This window comes from Mycobacterium sp. (assembly GCF_965230835.1).
In the GTDB taxonomy this organism is placed as follows: domain Bacteria; phylum Actinomycetota; class Actinomycetes; order Mycobacteriales; family Mycobacteriaceae; genus Mycobacterium.
The window spans coordinates 802,039-817,111 of the sequence record NZ_CBDDLW010000002.1 but is presented as its reverse complement, the minus strand read 5'-3'; the positions used below and the strand labels follow the sequence as shown (position 1 = coordinate 817,111).

The following is a 15,073-nucleotide window of genomic DNA, read 5'->3' as shown; positions in this document are numbered from 1 at the left end:
ACCAGCGATGAGACGCGACCGCCAGCGCTCCGCCGACATCTGTCTCCCATTGGTCTGACATTCATCCGTCGGCAAGCTCGAACAGCGGCAACCTGCACCTGCATCGCAGGGCCTGTCAGCGGTGTGTGAGGGCTCGTGCGGTAGCGGGCCCCACTCCGAGCCGCCGCGCTGCGGCCAGGTCGGCTGGCGTGTCGACGTCGCATCGCAACCCAGGCCAGGGACCAGTGAGTTCTATGGCGCCCGAGCGGCGGTGCCGCGTGGCCGAATCTGGCCCGAATTGCGGATCGAGTGCGGTTCCGAAGGCACAGAGCGCGGCGGTTCCGGTCCCCAGTCGGTCAGCGACGAAGCTGCGTTGATAATCGCGCGCGGCGACGACCGCGTCGGAAAGTTCCTGTGTCTGTAAAGCTGGCAAATCGCCTTGCAGCACAACGATATTGGCGCAAGACTCGGCGACCACGCGTTCCGCGGTGAGAATCGCTTTGTTCAACGGGTCAGGATCACCTTCGGGTGTGGGGTCGGCCAGCACGTTGGCGCCGACCTCGGTCGCCGCAGCCGTCGCGGCTTGGTCAGGTGTGATGACGGTGATCGAGCGCAATGAACCGACATGGGCAGCCGCGGTGATCGTGTCGAGCAGCATTGCCAGCACCACATTCTCCCGAGTCTGAGCCGAGAACACTGGGGCCAATCTCGTCTTGGCGGCGGCCAACCGCTTGACGGCGATGATCAAGCCGATGTCACCGGCGTCCTCGGCCCGTGTGCCGCTCATGAGCGCTATCCTGCCAGCGTCGCTCGTCACGTCATCGACGAGCCGCGCGTAGACGCCGAGATCGATGTAAAGACGGGGCTACAGACAGGAGGTGCCGATGGCCAGCACGGGAACCGTCGCAGTCATGGGTGCCGGTGCCTGGGGAACGGCTCTGGCCAAAGTACTCGCCGAGGCGGGAGGCCAGGTCAGGCTGTGGGCGCGGCGACCTGAACTCGCCGACCAGATCAATGCCACGCGCTACAACCTCGACTATCTGCCTGGTGCGCTGCTGCCACCGGGCGTTCAGGCCACTGCCGATCCGAGCGAGGCTCTGCAGGGCGTTTCGACGGTACTGCTGGGAGTGCCCGCGCAGACGCTGCGGACCAATCTCGAGCAGTGGGCCCCGCTGTTGTCCGAAGATGCGACTCTGGTCAGCCTGGCCAAGGGCATCGAGCTGGGCACCCTGATGCGGATGAGTCAGGTGATCGTGTCGGTGACCGGTGTAGATTCCTCACACGTTGCGGTGCTTTCCGGACCCAATCTTGCTAGTGAGATAGCCGAATGCCAGCCCGCGGCAACCGTCATCGCGTGCAGCGATTCTAGTCGTGCGGTCGCATTGCAGCGTGCGCTCAACAGCGGTTACTTCCGCCCGTACACCAATGCCGATGTCGTAGGCACCGAAGTAGGCGGAGCCTGCAAGAACGTCATCGCGCTCGCGTGCGGGATGGCGGTCGGCGTGGGCCTGGGCGAAAATACCTCCGCGGCGATCATTACCCGGGGGTTGGCAGAAATCATCCGGCTCGGCATCGCGCTGGGCGCGAAAGGCGCAACCCTGGCCGGTCTGGCCGGAGTAGGTGATCTGGTGGCCACCTGCACCTCGCCGCACTCGCGTAACCGGTCGTTCGGTGAACGCCTGGGCGGGGGCGAGACCATGCAGTCGGCTCTGCAGGCCAAGGATGGCTACGTCGTCGAGGGGGTGACGTCGTGTGAGTCGGTGTTGGCCCTGGCGTCTAGCTATGACGTCGAGATGCCCCTTACCGAAGCCGTGCACCGGGTGTGTCACAAGGGATTGTCGGTCGACCAGGCGATGGCGTTGCTTTTGGGCCGCAGCACGAAACCTGAGTAACTATCGGTGTTAACGACGGTCGATAACGTCTTGGACCAGGCTAAAGCCGCAGATCGGGTAGACAACCCGGGCCTGCCGGCGTCCGGCCGGGTAGCCTCTCCAGGTTGTGAATGCCAGCGATCGGCCTGTTACACCGGAGCCGCCACTCCCACCACGCAGCGGCCGGACTCGGGTAGCCGTCGTGTTCGGTGGGCGCAGCAACGAGCACAGCATCTCGTGTGTTTCCGCCGGCAGCATCCTGCGTAACCTTGACCCACAGCGGTTTGACGTGATCGCCGTCGGCATTACCGCAGAAGGTTCGTGGGTGCTCACCGACGGTGACCCTGATGCGCTGGCGATCACTAACCGGCAACTGCCCCAGGTAGATTTCGGATCGGGCACTGAGCTGGCGTTACCCGCCGATCCGCGGCGAGGTGGCCAGTTGGTGGCACTGGAATCAAGCGCCGATACCAGCGCCGCGGGGGTTTTAGCTTCGGTGGACGTGGTTTTCCCGGTGTTGCATGGCCCCTACGGCGAGGACGGCACCCTCCAGGGCCTGCTCGAACTGGCCGGTGTTCCCTACGTCGGTGCCGGAGTGCTGGCCAGCGCCGTCTGCATGGATAAAGAATTCACCAAGAAACTCTTCGATGCCGAGGGGCTTCCCATCGGGGAATACGCTGTGTTGCGCCCGTCACGGGCGACCCTGGAACCCGAGGAACGCGAGCGGTTGGGTTTGCCGGCATTCGTTAAACCGGCGCGGGGTGGCTCGTCGATCGGGGTCAGCCGGGTATCGAGCTGGGACCAGCTGCCCGCCGCAGTAGCCCAGGCCCGCCGGCATGATCCGAAGGTTATTGTCGAGGCTGCGATTAGCGGACGTGAACTGGAATGCGGTGTGCTCGAAATGCCGGATGGCACAGTGGAAGCTAGTACGCTCGGCGAGATCCGAGTTGCCGGGGTGCGGGGGCGTGAGGATTCTTTCTACGATTTCGCGACCAAATATCTCGACGATTCGGCCGAATTGGACGTGCCCGCCAAGGTCGACGACGATGTCGCAGACGCGGTTCGCCAGTTGGCAATCAGAGCGTTCACGGCTGTCGACTGCCAGGGTCTGGCCAGGGTGGACTTCTTTCTGACCGATGATGGGCCGGTGATTAACGAAATCAATACGATTCCGGGGTTCACCGAAATATCGATGTATCCGCGGATGTGGGCAGCTAGTGGTGTCGACTATCCCACCTTGCTGGCGACCATGGTTGACACGGCATTGGCACGGGGAGTCGGGCTACGCTAGCCAACCGGAGCCGGATCGATGGGCACCGCCGCAATGGTGTGGTCGATCACGTCGGACAAGTCCTGAATGGGGGTGGGCCCCGATCCAGAGGGAAGCGTCAGGGCCACATACACCGGTCGATCGACGGTGTACCACGTGGATCTGTCAGCCGTCGCGGTCCCCGGGCCGCGTGATTGCGCTTCGGCTCCGATCTGGAACCACTGCACTCCGTCGACGATTTGGATGGGGGACCCCACGACGAAGTCTGCCGGTCGCTCAAGTCCGCAGCGCAACACCACCGGATTGGCGTCCGGGCCAGCTCGCCAGGCGGTCGCGGCTTCGGGCGCCGGTTGCGCCACGGGTGTGCGCTCGTATTCCCCGAGTCGCTGCGGCAATGCCGCCATCAACGCCTGGCATGAGGGGCTCGCGGCCTGCGGTGCGGGCACAGCCGGTATTGGCACTGGTCGCTGTGGGGCGTGTCGAGTAGCCGCGACGACCAATATCACCCCGAGTGCCGCCACGGCGAGCACGAGTGCGGCGAGTATCAGGGCACGCGGTGGTTGGTCCGAATCGGCGTCGGCGGTCAACTGCGCTGCCTCTCCGTCTCGAGTCGACTGCCCCGCCTAGCTGTGCGGAGCCGCTAGCGGCCTAATCTGGTGCTTTTGGTTCGTGTGGGCTCATACACTGGCGCGGTCCGGCTGCGCAGGCAGGGTTTCAACGTACCGCAGGCCGGATGACCGCTGGGGAATCCCTGCGTGGCCAGAATGCACCAGAGGAGGAGGCGTGCGCGATGACGCATCGGGGAAGTCCCCGACGCTCGGGCAGCTCGGCGAGTTCGCCGTAATCAACCAGGTGATTCGGGACCGCCAGCAACCCGCCGCGGTGTTGCTCGGGCCCGGCGATGATGCTGCGGTGGTATCAGCCGACGATGGCCGAACCGTGGTTTCGACCGACATGCTGGTGCAGGATCGACACTTTCGGCTGGATTGGTCGACACCGCACGATGTAGGCCGCAAGGCAATCGCTGTTAACGGTGCCGACATCGCGGCGATGGGCGCGCGACCGACGGCCTTCGTGGTGGGTTTTGGCGGGCCAGCAGACACCCCAGCCGTTCAGGTTCGGGCGCTGGTCAACGGGATGTGGGACGAGGCGGATCGGATCGGCGCTGGGATAGCCGGTGGCGATCTGGTCCGCTGTCCGCAGTGGGTAGTGTCGGTGACGGTGTTGGGTCACCTTGATGGTCGGCTACCGGTATTGCGAGCCGGCGCGCAAGCTGGTTCGGTCGTCGCTGTCGCCGGGCAATTGGGTGGCTCGGCTGCAGGTTATGCGTTGTGGCACAGCGGGACTAAAGGGTTCGATGAGTTCCGACGCCGGCACGTGGTGCCCAACCCGCCTTATGGCGAGGGAGTCGCGGCCGCAGGGGCCGGGGCTCAGGCGATGATTGACGTCTCCGACGGTCTGGTAGCTGATTTGCGACATGTTGCGGCCGCTTCCAGGGTGAGTATCGAGTTGTCTGCTGCGGCGTTGACGCCAGACTGCGATGCGCTTGCTGCTGTCGCGGCCGCAGTCGGTGCAGACCCATGGTCATGGGTGCTCGGCGGCGGTGAAGACCACGCCCTGGTGGCTTGTTTTGCTGGTTCGACACCCGTGGGTTGGCGGGTTATCGGGAGGGTTGTCGAGGGGCCGCCCGAGGTGCTCGTAGATGGTCAAAAGTGGGGAGGATACGCGGGCTGGGATTCGTTCGGGAGCTAGTGTGGCGCGGTGACCGTCTACGTGATCGCCCAATCGAGGTGCACTGACCGAGCCGCGTTCGACCGCTTCCAGGATAGCTTTCTGGGAGTTTTCCGTTGTTGCCCGAAATCCCTGCGGGTCGCCCGCGACTCGCTGCAGATCGGTGCGGAGTCCGCGTGACCGCTCAGCCACTGTCCGCACTCGTGGAACCGGGCTGGGCGGCCGCGTTGGAGCCCGTTGCCGACCAGGTGGCAAAGCTGGGGGAGTTCCTCCGGTCGGAACTCAGCGCCGGGCGCAAGTACCTTCCCGCCGGGGCGAACGTCTTGCGCGCCTTTACTTTCCCGTTCGACAGCGTTCGAGTCCTGATCGTTGGGCAAGACCCTTACCCGACACCCGGGCATGCGGTGGGTCTTAGCTTCTCGGTGGCGCCCAAGGTGAGTCCGCTGCCGCGTAGCCTTGCGAATATTTTCGAGGAGTACGCGGCGGATCTGGGGTATCCGCGGCCGGCGTGCGGCGATCTGACGCCCTGGGCGCAGCGCGGTGTTTTACTCCTAAACAGAGTGTTGACTGTACGCCCCAGCAATCCCGCCTCGCATCGAGGCAAGGGTTGGGAAGCGGTCACAGAGTGCGCCATCCGCGCGCTGGCCGCGCGGTCACAGCCGATGGTGGCCATTCTATGGGGCCGCGACGCGTCGACCCTGAAGCCGATGCTGAAGGCCGAAAATTGCGCTGCGATCGAGTCGCCGCACCCCTCACCGCTGTCGGCTTCGCGTGGGTTCTTCGGGTCCCGGCCGTTCACTCGCACCAACGAACTGCTCGCGGGAATGGGTGCAACGCCGATCGACTGGCGGTTGCCCTAGCCGAGTGAGCTGCGATTGCCCGCGCCGACTGATCGGTGCGGAGATGGCTGAGATGCTGGTGCGGGCCTAGTGGGTTCTAGCCGCGGGTGACTTTGCCTGCCTTGATGCAGGATGTGCAGACGTTGCGTCGCTGTCGGTTGCCGCCGGGGCGGGTCACGACGTGCACTGTTTGGATGTTGGGGTCCCACCGGCGGCTGGTGCGGCGGTGGGAGTGCGACACCGACTTACCGAAGCCGGGGCCTTTCCCGCAGATATCGCACACAGCGGCCATTCTGAACTCCTCAAATCTCTTGCTAGGGTCCGGCAAGCTGGCCGGGACAGCCCGGGATGGCCCGGGATGGCCCGGGCTAACTCAGGATAGCCGGGGTTGTGGACAAGCACCAAAACGATCCTGCGTGTGTAGCAGCTGACGACGCGGCGCCACCGCCGCTCTAGCTCGGCAGGATGCGCTAGCTCCCGCCTTCGGTGCTCGACCGAGAATCATAATCCGGCCGCTATCCTGCGCGATCAAGCTGGCGCGTCAAACTGTCGGGGTGTGTCGCTACGCTGCGCTATATCGAAAGGAGATTCACGGGCGGGGCCCGGGGTCGCACGGATACCCCCCGTTGTCAGCCCTGTTGGCGGGCGCAGCGCCCGGTCGAGCCATCGAGAACTCGGAGGGCGGAGCGGCTCCCTATACGGCCGACACAAACTAGCCAGGAGTCCACCATCTGCGCCAGGCTACGCTGGCGCCAATCGGGGACCGGTGGGGAGGAAGGTGGGGTCAAGGTGGGCACGCCCGATCGTGTGTTGGACGCCGCGGCTCTGCGGGACTGGGCGCACACCGTCGTCAGCGACCTAATCACCCACATCGATGAAATCAACCGGCTCAATGTGTTCCCGGTGGCCGATTCTGACACCGGGGCCAACATGTTGTTCACCATGCGTTCCGCGCTTGCTGAAGCCAATTCGCAGGCGGGCACCGACGATGTCGCTCGAGTCGCGGCCGCTCTGTCTGCCGGCGCTCTGAACGGAGCGCGCGGCAACTCTGGTGTGATCTTGTCCCAGATTCTGCGCGGCTTCGCCGATGTGACTGCAAGTGCGGCCGCCGACCCTGGTTGGGCAGTGCCGGCCGTCGACGCCGCACTGCTTGCGGCCGCGCTGTGGCGTGGCGTTGAGCTGGTCGTCGCATCGATGGGCGGCAATGAGATCGAGGGAACCATTGTTTCGGTGCTGCGGGCGGCCGCCAGTGCTGTCGAGCGGTGCGTAAGCGGTGGAGAGGGGCTGGCCGATGCAGTCATCGCGGCTGGTGATGCTGCCGTTGTCGCCTTAGAGAAGACCCCTGAGCAGCTCGACGTCCTCGCCGACGCAGGTGTAGTCGACGCCGGCGGCCGGGGCCTACTAGTCATGCTGGACGCATTGCGTTCGACGATCATCGGGCAGGCGCCCGCGCGCTCCATCTATGAGCCGTCGCCGCGTCCGCTGCCGGCAGACGCGGCCACGAGCCGCCCCGCGCCGCAATTCGAAGTGATGTACCTGCTGTCGGCTTGTGATGCCGCAGCGGCCGACGGGTTGCGGGACCGGCTCCGGGAACTGGGCGAATCGGTGGCGATTGCGCAGGCTCCCGAGGCGACGCAGGGCAGCTACTCTGTGCACGTCCACACCGACGACGCCGGTGCCGCCATTCAAGCGGGAATCGCAGCAGGACAATTGAGCCGGATCGTGATCTCGGCGTTGAGCACAGCGGGCACTGGACTGCCTGCAGGCAGCTGGACGCGGGAACGCGCCGTGCTGGCTGTTGTCGACGGCGACGGTGCCGCTGCATTATTTGCCGACGAGGGCGCCTGCGTGCTGCGACCGGATCAGGATGCGGTCGCGCCTGTTGCTCCGGTCAGCGCTCATCAATTGGTGCGGGCCGTGGTGGATACCGGCGCCGCTCAGGTGATGGTGCTGCCCAACGGCTATGTGGCGGCCGAGGAACTGGTGGCTGGCTGTACGGCGGCCATCGGCTGGGGCATCGATGTGGTGCCCGTGCCGACTGGGTCGATGGTGCAGGGGTTGGCTGCACTGGCGGTGCATGACCCGGGTCGCCATGCCGTCGACGACGGCTACACCATGGCTCGCGCTGCCGGCGCCGCCCGGCACGGATCGGTGCGCGTCGCCACTGAAAAGGCGTTGACCTGGGCAGGGACCTGCGATCCTGGCGATGGCCTGGGCATCGCAGGAGACGAGGTGCTGATTGTCGCGGATGACGTTGCTGCGGCTGCGATCGGCCTGCTGGATCTGTTGCTGGCCTCCGGAGGGGAGTTGGTAACGATGCTGGTGGGTGCCCGCGTTGACGGGGACGCGGCGGAGGACATTTCTGACATCTTGGACAAGCACGTGCATGATCATCATCCGGGAACCGAACTGGTGGTCTATTTCACCGGGCACCGTGGCGACGCGCTGCTGATTGGGGTGGAGTAGCGGTGGCGTCGCTGGGCGATCGGCTGGATTGCGTCCTCGGCGCCAAGGCTGCAGGCAGCCTCGACGACGTCTTCGGTATCCGGACTGTGGATGATTTGCTGCGGCACTACCCGCGTAGTTATACCGAGGGCGCCACGGTGCGGGGCGCCGACGGCGAGCGTCCCCAAGCTGGTGAGCACATCACCGTGGTCGACAAGGTCACCGGTGCCGTAGCCCGCCCGATGAAGAAGAATCCCAGGAAGAAATACCTACTTGTCACCGTCGGTTCTGGTCGAGGCAAGGTGACTGCCACGTTCTTCAACGCGGGCTACATCATGAAGGGGCTCACCGAGGGCACCACGGTAATGCTCTCCGGCGAGGTCGAGTTCTTCCGAGAAAAGCTGCATCTGACCCACCCGGCCTTCCTAATTCTCGACTCGCCGGACGGGAAAAACCGCGGCACCAGATCGCTGAAGAGCATCGCCGATGCCTCGCAAGCCGTCAGCGGCGAGGTGTTGATGTCGGAGTTCGAACGTCGCTGCTATCCCATTTATCCGGCTAGCACGAAGCTGCAGAGTTGGGACATCTTTGCGTGTGTGCGCCAGGTGCTCGACGTCCTCGATCCCGTGGCCGACCCGTTGCCTGCGGAACTGTGTGCCCAGCACGATCTGATGTCCGAAGATGAAGCGTTGCGCGCCATCCACTTGGCCGAAAGCGAATCCACACGTCGGCGTGCCCGCGAACGGCTGACTTTCGACGAGGCCGTAGGTCTGCAGTGGGCTTTGGTGGCTCGCCGCCATGGTGAGTTATCGGAATCGGGGCCCCCGGCGCCGCCGCGATCTGGCGGTCTGGTTGCTGAACTGTCGCGCAGATTGCCGTTCGAGCTGACCGAGGGCCAGCGTCGGGTGCTCGAGGTGCTGTCCGAAGGGCTTGGGGCGACCCGTCCGCTGAACCGCCTGTTGCAGGGCGAGGTGGGGTCCGGCAAGACCATCGTCGCGGTACTGGCGATGCTGCAGATGGTGGACGCAGGCTACCAGTGCGCGCTGCTCGCACCGACCGAAGTTCTTGCCGCCCAACATTTACGATCGATCTGCGATGTGCTGGGCCCATTGGCGATGGGAGGCCAGCTCGGCGGGTCTGAAATCGCTACTCGGGTAATCCTGCTCACCGGCTCTATGACCGCGCCCCAGAAGAAGCAAGTCCGCGCTGAGATTGTTAGCGGTCAGGCCGGAATCGTTATTGGAACTCACGCACTGCTGCAGGACGCGGTCGAATTTCACAACTTAGGCATGGTGGTGGTTGATGAGCAGCACCGGTTTGGTGTCGAACAACGAGACCAATTGCGTGCCAAGGCCCCGGCCGGTGTTACCCCGCACTTGCTGGTGATGACTGCCACGCCGATACCGCGAACCGTCGCGTTGACTGTCTACGGTGACCTCGAGACCTCGACGTTGCGTGAACTCCCGCGCGGACGCCAACCGATCACCACCAACGTGATCTTCGTGAAGGACAAGCCCACCTGGCTCGACCGTGCCTGGCAGCGCATCGTCGAGGAGGTCGCAGTTGGCCGCCAAGCCTACGTCGTCGCGCCTCGAATCGACGAGACCGACGAGCGCGATGTTGGTGGTGGACAGGCAAAGAATGGTCAGGCTGGCGTCAGGCCTTCAGCCACGGCCGAAGGCCTATACGCTCGACTACGTTCCGGTGAGCTGGCGAATCTGCGACTCGGACTCATGCACGGACGGTTGTCCCCCGACGACAAGGATGCCGCTATGGCATCTTTTCGGTCCGGCGAGATCGATGTGTTGGTGTGTACCACCGTCATTGAGGTTGGTGTGGACGTGCCCAACGCGACGGTAATGCTGGTGATGGACGCCGACCGGTTCGGCATCAGCCAGTTACATCAGCTGCGTGGGCGCATCGGACGTGGCGAGTATCCGAGTTTGTGCCTGCTGGCCAGCTGGGTTTCGCCGGGAGGCCCGGCCGGTCGTCGGCTGTGCGCGGTCGCCGAGACCATGGACGGCTTCGCCCTCGCCGAGCTCGATCTCAAAGAGCGTCGGGAAGGAGACGTACTGGGCCGCAACCAGTCTGGCAAGGCGATCACACTACGTTTGCTTTCGCTGGCCGATCACCGGGAGTTCATCGAAGCCGCGCGGGACTTCTGTACTCGCGCCCACACGTGTTCTGCGCCAGCGCATCCCGGATTGGCTTTGTTGGCAGCGCGATTCACCGAAACCGAACGCATTGAATACTTGGACAAGGCATGAGCCGAAAATTGCTGTTATGTCTGTCGGTGAGCGCTGTGCTCGCGCTGGTGGTGGCTCATCAGACGTTAGATTCATCGGCGGCCAGGCAGTCCGACGAGTTCGCGGCGCGCGCTGACCTCCCGACAGTGCAGCCGGGCACCGACGTGCTCGCGGGCATTGAGGTGTTGCCCCGCCGGATGCATCGCTACGACTACCGTAGGAAGGCGTTCGGGGTCGCCTGGAGTGACAACAACGGGGCGCCTGGGGGCCACAACGGGTGTGATACCCGCAACGACATCCTCAACCGGGATCTCGTCGACAAGACGTATGTGGCGATCAGACGGTGTCCGCATGCCGTGGCCACCGGGACTCTGCATGACCCCTACACGAACAGCACCGTTGCCTTCCAACGGGGCGCCGGTGTTGGTGCTTCGGTTCAGATCGACCATATTGTCCCGCTGTCGTATGCCTGGGACATGGGTGCCTTCGGCTGGGCCGATGCGGCGCGGCTGCGGTTCGCCAACGATCCAGCTAACTTGCTGGCTGTCCAGGGGCAGGCCAATCAGGATAAAGGCGATTCACCGCCGGCTCGCTGGATGCCGCCGAACAAGGCGTTCTATTGCCAGTACGCTATGCAGTTCATCGTTGTGCTGCGTGGTTACTCATTACCCGTTGACAGGGCTTCGACGGCTGTGCTGCGGGCGGCCGCAGCCACCTGCCCAACGGGGTAAACCGCAGTGCTCAGGTGCCGGCGTAGGTTAGTGGATCTCCCCATACCCGGGTGCCGTCATTGAGGCTGTTCAACGTGTCCATGTGCTCGGTGGCCAGTTCGAAGCCGAAAACATCAAGATTGCTGGCGATCCGGTCGGGTTTGGTTGAGCGGAAGATGACCGCATTGCCTAATTGCAGATTCCACCGCAGCATCACCTGCGCGGGTGTCTTGTCGTACGCGGCGGCGACCGAGGTCACGGTTGGATTGTCCATCAGTCGGCCGTGGACCAGCGGAGTGTAGGACTGCGTGACGACGTTCTGCTGAGCATTGGAGTGACGCAGTTCGTGCTGGTTGAGTTGGGGGTGTAGCTCTATCTGGTTGACGGCCGGGGTGACGAACGTGAGGTCAATTAGCGTCGAAATGTGTTCTTCGGTGAAGTTGCACACACCTATCGACCGAGCGTGCCCCTCGCCGCGGGACTGAATCAGACCGCCCCAGGCGTCCACGTATTTGCCTACCGGCGGGGCCGGCCAGTGAATCAGATAGAGGTCGACGTAGTCCAAACCGAGTCGCTCCAAGCTGGCGCTGCAAGCCTCCTGAGATACGCTGAAACCCTGGTCAGCGGTCGCTAGCTTGGTCGTGACGAACAGTTCTTCCCGTGGAATCCCAGAGGATGCGATCGCGCGCCCGACGGCAGCCTCGTTGCCGTACGCCGCGGCGGTATCGATGAGACGACACCCGATCTCCAGGGCGGCCGATACCGTGCGTTCGGTCTCGTCATCCGATAATTCCGCGACGCCAAGGCCAAGCACCGGCATCGTGTGCTCGTCATTGAGTGCGATTGAAGGGACCGCCGCGACCGAATCGCCAGCCAACGTATCTCACCTACCTGCGAAATTGAAGGATCTCGGATGTGGGCCAAGCCGGGCTCCATCTTCGAGCGAGGAAATCGACGCCATGTCGTCGCGGTTGAGTTCAAAGTCCAACACGTCGATGTTGCTCGCAATCCGGGTGGGTCTAGCTGACTCGGGGATCACGATATTACTCAGGTGAATATGTCACCAATCAACACCTGGGCTCATGACTGACCTCGGCCTTCGACGGCGGTGGCAATCGGGTTGAGATCGTCGAGGTACTCAAGTTCGTGCGCGGGTCACAGCTCAGCTGAGCCGAGGCGCAGCTGTGGGCGGTATTCGCCGCTAGGGTTACCACGTACAGTTGTGCGTCCAGTTTGACCACGTTTTCCCAGGGAGCAGGCAATGACAAAGAGTCTGGCAGGGGGGCCGGGCCTCAATCCCGACACGCTGCGCGTGCCTAGCCAGTGGGCTAGTCACCTCCGGGACACTGTCAGCCGCTTCGGTGTGAAGGTCATCCCAGGGATACCGATGGCCGCGAAGCAGCTGCTTACCGGCCGTCGATCGGTCGTCATCGACGGTAATACTCTTGACCTCACGCTACAGCTGGTGTTGTCGAGCTGGCGGATCCTCGGCATGAGCGGCATGGTCGTCAATGACAATCCCATCGTCGCTCGCGCTCACATGCGGGAAATGTGCGCGGCGATGCCCGGTCCGCAGATTCACGTCGGCGTCACCGACGTGTCGATCCCTGGTCCGGCCGGCGAGATCCGGGCGCGCCACTATCGCCCGCTCAGTCGGTTGCCGGCTCCATTGCTTGTCTTCTATCACGGCGGTGGCTGGACGATCGGGGATTTGGAGACCCATGACGCGCTGTGCCGGTTGACGTGCCGCGACGCCGAGATACACGTCCTGGCGATCGACTATCGGTTGGCTCCCGAGCATCCGGCGCCGGCTGCGGTCGACGATGCCTATGCGGCGTTCACGTGGGCATACGAGCACGCCCAGGAACTCGGCGCACTGCCGGGCAAGGTCGCGGTTGGCGGCGATAGTGCGGGCGGCAATTTAGCGGCTGTGGTAGCCCAGTTGGCACGTGAAAGCGGTGGGCCCGCGCCTGTGCTGCAGTGGCTGCTCTATCCGAGGACCGATTTCACTGCGAAGACACGGTCGATGGGGCTGTTTTCCGATGGCTTCCTGCTCACTAAGCGCGACATCGATTGGTTCCATGCGCAATACCTCAGGGATGCCGATATCGATGCGGCTGACCCGCGGATATCACCGCTGCTGGCCGAATCGTTGTCGGGGTTGGCTCCCGCGCTCATTGCCGTTGCGGGTTTTGACCCGCTCCGCGATGAGGGTGAAAGCTACGCAAAAGCGCTGCAAGCCGCTGGCACCCCGGTCGACGTGCGTCGCCTGGGTTCGCTGACGCATGGGTTCCTCAGTCTGTTTCAGCTTGGCGGCGGCAGTGCGGACGGGACACGTGAACTGATTTCGGCGCTGCGGGCTCACCTGAGCCGGGTCTGAACCGTACTGCTCGGCCTATTCGCGGTCTGGATCGTCGCCGGGCGCGCTCTCCACTCGATGCCGCCGGTACTGTCAAAGCCGCCGGTAGTGTGGAAGCGCCGTCGCCTGACCTTGGTCGGGGCAACAACCGACGAATCGAATAAGTGAGGATCAGCGAAACCGTGGCCGACAAACCTAAACGCTCAGCGCGATTCGACCTGAAGTCCGCCGGTGCCAAATCCGGCTGGCTTATCCAGATCGGTGGCACCGCGTTCGTGGTGGTCTTCGCAGTTGCGCTCGTCTTTTACATCGTGACATCGCACCATCAAGCCACTGGGTCGGGCCACTCGGTCCGTGTGGCGTCGAGCAAGCTGGTAACCCGGCCCGGCACCGACGAGCCCAAAGCGGTGGTGTCGTTCTATGAGGACTTCCTATGCCCGGCGTGCGGTAGTTTCGAGCGTGGATTCGGGCCGACCGTGTCCAAGCTCATCGACACCGGTGCCATCGCGGCCGACTATTCCATGGTCGCTATTCTCGACAGCCCGATGAATCAGGATTATCCGTCGCGCGCGGGTGCCGCGGCCTACTGCGTAGCCGACGAGTCCCTCGACGCTTTCCGTCGTTTCCACACCGCATTGTTCAGCAAGGACATCCAGCCCTCGGAAGTCGGCAAATCTTTTCCCGACAACGCGCGGTTGATTGAAATCGCCCGTGAAGCCGGGGTAGTGGGCAAGGTGCCGGACTGCGTCAACAGTGGGAAGTACATCAAGATGGTCGACGGCCTGGCCGCCGCTTCGAATGTGCACGCAACTCCCACCGTTCGGATCAACGGCGCTGACTACGATTGGTCCACACCGGAAGCGCTGGTCGCCAAGATCAAGGAAATCGTGGGCGATGTGCCGGGCCTTGACGCGGCGGTAGCCCCCGAGACGTCCTGACGAACGTGGTGTCAGCTCAACCCGCCGAGCGATCCGGCGACCTGGCGCCGGATGCTGGCAGCGACGTCCGAGTGCCGGGGGCTAGCGCGTGGTGGGTGCTGATCGCAGGTTCGATGGGTCTGTTGTTTTCGATGGCGCTGACGGTGGAGAAGATCAGGATTCTTCTCGACTCGGATTATGTGCCGCCCTGCAACATCAACCCCGTGTTGTCATGCGGCTCGGTGATGACAACACCTCAGGCGTCGTTGCTGGGTTTTCCCAACCCGCTCGTCGGTATTGCGGGCTTCACCGTGGTGGTGGTCACCGGAGTGCTGGCGGTGGCTAAAGTTCCTTTGCCGCGGTGGTACTGGTTAGGTTTGGCGCTCGGCACCCTAAGCGGCGCGGTGTTCGTGCATTGGCTGATATTCCAGAGCCTGTACCGCATCGGTGCGTTGTGCCCATATTGCATGGTGGTTTGGGCGGACACCATCACTCTGTTGGTGGTGACCGCTGCCGTTGTGTTTCGGCCATCGGTCGCAGGCGAGAGAAACGGACCGAGGCGCCGCGCCCGTGCGGTTACTCGGGTGGTTTACCAATGGCGATGGTCCATTGCCGCACTCTGGTTCACGGCAGTGTTTCTGCTCATCATGGTCCGCTTCTGGGACTATTGGTCGACGCTCATCTGAGCGTCTCAAACTCACGAGGC

General features: G+C 63.8%; 15 protein-coding genes and 1 pseudogene. 11 read left to right on the top strand and 5 right to left on the bottom strand.

Annotated features, from left to right (window positions below; all coding sequences use genetic code 11):
* Positions 1-115: 115 nt before the first annotated feature.
* A complete protein-coding gene (gene cofC, locus ACO07W_RS04240; protein ID WP_421841064.1) occupies positions 116-766 on the bottom strand; it encodes a 2-phospho-L-lactate guanylyltransferase in 651 nt (216 codons plus the stop codon).
* Between the two features lie 97 nt (positions 767-863).
* Between cofC and ACO07W_RS04235 the strand changes: the two genes are divergently transcribed.
* Complete coding sequence (locus ACO07W_RS04235) at positions 864-1,871, top strand: NAD(P)H-dependent glycerol-3-phosphate dehydrogenase (RefSeq protein ID WP_421841062.1); 1,008 nt, start codon at positions 864-866, stop codon at positions 1,869-1,871.
* Between the two features lie 106 nt (positions 1,872-1,977).
* Positions 1,978-3,141, top strand: a complete 1,164-nt coding sequence (locus ACO07W_RS04230) for a D-alanine--D-alanine ligase family protein (protein WP_421841060.1) — start codon at positions 1,978-1,980, stop codon at positions 3,139-3,141.
* On the opposite strand, the gene ACO07W_RS04225 is transcribed toward ACO07W_RS04230, so the two are convergent.
* The gene (locus ACO07W_RS04225) at positions 3,138-3,707 is read right to left on the bottom strand and encodes a DUF3515 domain-containing protein (protein ID WP_421841058.1); all 570 of its coding nucleotides are present in this window, start codon (positions 3,705-3,707) and stop codon (positions 3,138-3,140) included. The two genes, ACO07W_RS04230 and ACO07W_RS04225, sit on opposite strands and share 4 nt — an antisense overlap.
* Positions 3,708-3,903: 196 nt before the next feature.
* Between ACO07W_RS04225 and ACO07W_RS04220 the strand changes: the two genes are divergently transcribed.
* Genes ACO07W_RS04220 through ACO07W_RS04210 form a run of 3 tightly spaced genes read left to right on the top strand, consistent with a single transcriptional unit; the run spans position 3,904 to position 5,711 of the window.
* Positions 3,904-4,872: a thiamine-phosphate kinase gene (locus ACO07W_RS04220; RefSeq protein WP_421841056.1), complete on the top strand. Its 969-nt coding sequence runs from the start codon at positions 3,904-3,906 to the stop codon at positions 4,870-4,872.
* Positions 4,873-4,881: 9 nt separating this feature from the next.
* The gene (locus ACO07W_RS04215; protein ID WP_421841054.1) at positions 4,882-5,031 is read left to right on the top strand and encodes a hypothetical protein; all 150 of its coding nucleotides are present in this window, start codon (positions 4,882-4,884) and stop codon (positions 5,029-5,031) included.
* Positions 5,028-5,711: a uracil-DNA glycosylase gene (locus ACO07W_RS04210; protein ID WP_421841052.1), complete on the top strand. Its 684-nt coding sequence runs from the start codon at positions 5,028-5,030 to the stop codon at positions 5,709-5,711. The genes ACO07W_RS04215 and ACO07W_RS04210 overlap by 4 nt, the downstream gene beginning before the upstream one ends.
* Before the next feature lie 76 nt (positions 5,712-5,787).
* Here ACO07W_RS04210 and rpmB read toward each other — a convergent pair whose 3' ends face one another.
* Positions 5,788-5,982, bottom strand: coding sequence for a 50S ribosomal protein L28 (rpmB, locus tag ACO07W_RS04205; protein WP_421841050.1), 195 nt, complete (start codon positions 5,980-5,982; stop codon positions 5,788-5,790).
* Between the two features lie 497 nt (positions 5,983-6,479).
* Here rpmB and ACO07W_RS04200 point away from each other — a divergent pair, with 497 nt between their 5' ends.
* Genes ACO07W_RS04200 through ACO07W_RS04190 form a run of 3 tightly spaced genes read left to right on the top strand, consistent with a single transcriptional unit; the run spans position 6,480 to position 11,112 of the window.
* Positions 6,480-8,156 (top strand): DAK2 domain-containing protein, encoded by a 1,677-nt coding sequence (locus ACO07W_RS04200; RefSeq protein WP_421841048.1) that lies wholly within the window; start codon positions 6,480-6,482, stop codon positions 8,154-8,156.
* A gap of 2 nt (positions 8,157-8,158) precedes the next feature.
* Positions 8,159-10,402, top strand: a complete 2,244-nt coding sequence (gene recG, locus ACO07W_RS04195) for an ATP-dependent DNA helicase RecG (RefSeq protein ID WP_421841046.1) — start codon at positions 8,159-8,161, stop codon at positions 10,400-10,402.
* The gene (locus tag ACO07W_RS04190) at positions 10,399-11,112 is read left to right on the top strand and encodes an HNH endonuclease family protein (RefSeq protein ID WP_421841044.1); all 714 of its coding nucleotides are present in this window, start codon (positions 10,399-10,401) and stop codon (positions 11,110-11,112) included. The genes recG and ACO07W_RS04190 overlap by 4 nt, the downstream gene beginning before the upstream one ends.
* 10 nt (positions 11,113-11,122) lie before the next feature.
* On the opposite strand, the gene ACO07W_RS04185 is transcribed toward ACO07W_RS04190, so the two are convergent.
* Both ACO07W_RS04185 and ACO07W_RS04180 read right to left on the bottom strand, forming a co-directional pair.
* Positions 11,123-11,911, bottom strand: a complete 789-nt coding sequence (locus ACO07W_RS04185; protein WP_421845804.1) for an aldo/keto reductase — start codon at positions 11,909-11,911, stop codon at positions 11,123-11,125.
* Between the two features lie 63 nt (positions 11,912-11,974).
* Positions 11,975-12,151, bottom strand: a pseudogene (locus tag ACO07W_RS04180) (oxidoreductase); the annotation flags it as partial.
* Positions 12,152-12,352: 201 nt separating this feature from the next.
* On the opposite strand from ACO07W_RS04180, the gene ACO07W_RS04175 reads away from it, so the two are divergent.
* The 3 genes from ACO07W_RS04175 to ACO07W_RS04165 all read left to right on the top strand — a co-directional run bounded on the left by ACO07W_RS04175 (position 12,353) and on the right by ACO07W_RS04165 (position 15,053).
* Positions 12,353-13,471 carry an alpha/beta hydrolase gene (locus ACO07W_RS04175; protein ID WP_421841042.1) on the top strand — a complete coding sequence of 373 codons (1,119 nt, stop codon included), beginning with the start codon at positions 12,353-12,355 and terminating at the stop codon, positions 13,469-13,471.
* 161 nt (positions 13,472-13,632) lie between these two features.
* Positions 13,633-14,388, top strand: coding sequence for a DsbA family protein (locus ACO07W_RS04170; protein WP_421845803.1), 756 nt, complete (start codon positions 13,633-13,635; stop codon positions 14,386-14,388).
* A gap of 5 nt (positions 14,389-14,393) precedes the next feature.
* Positions 14,394-15,053, top strand: a complete 660-nt coding sequence (locus ACO07W_RS04165) for a vitamin K epoxide reductase family protein (RefSeq protein ID WP_421841040.1) — start codon at positions 14,394-14,396, stop codon at positions 15,051-15,053.
* Positions 15,054-15,073 lie beyond the last annotated feature (20 nt).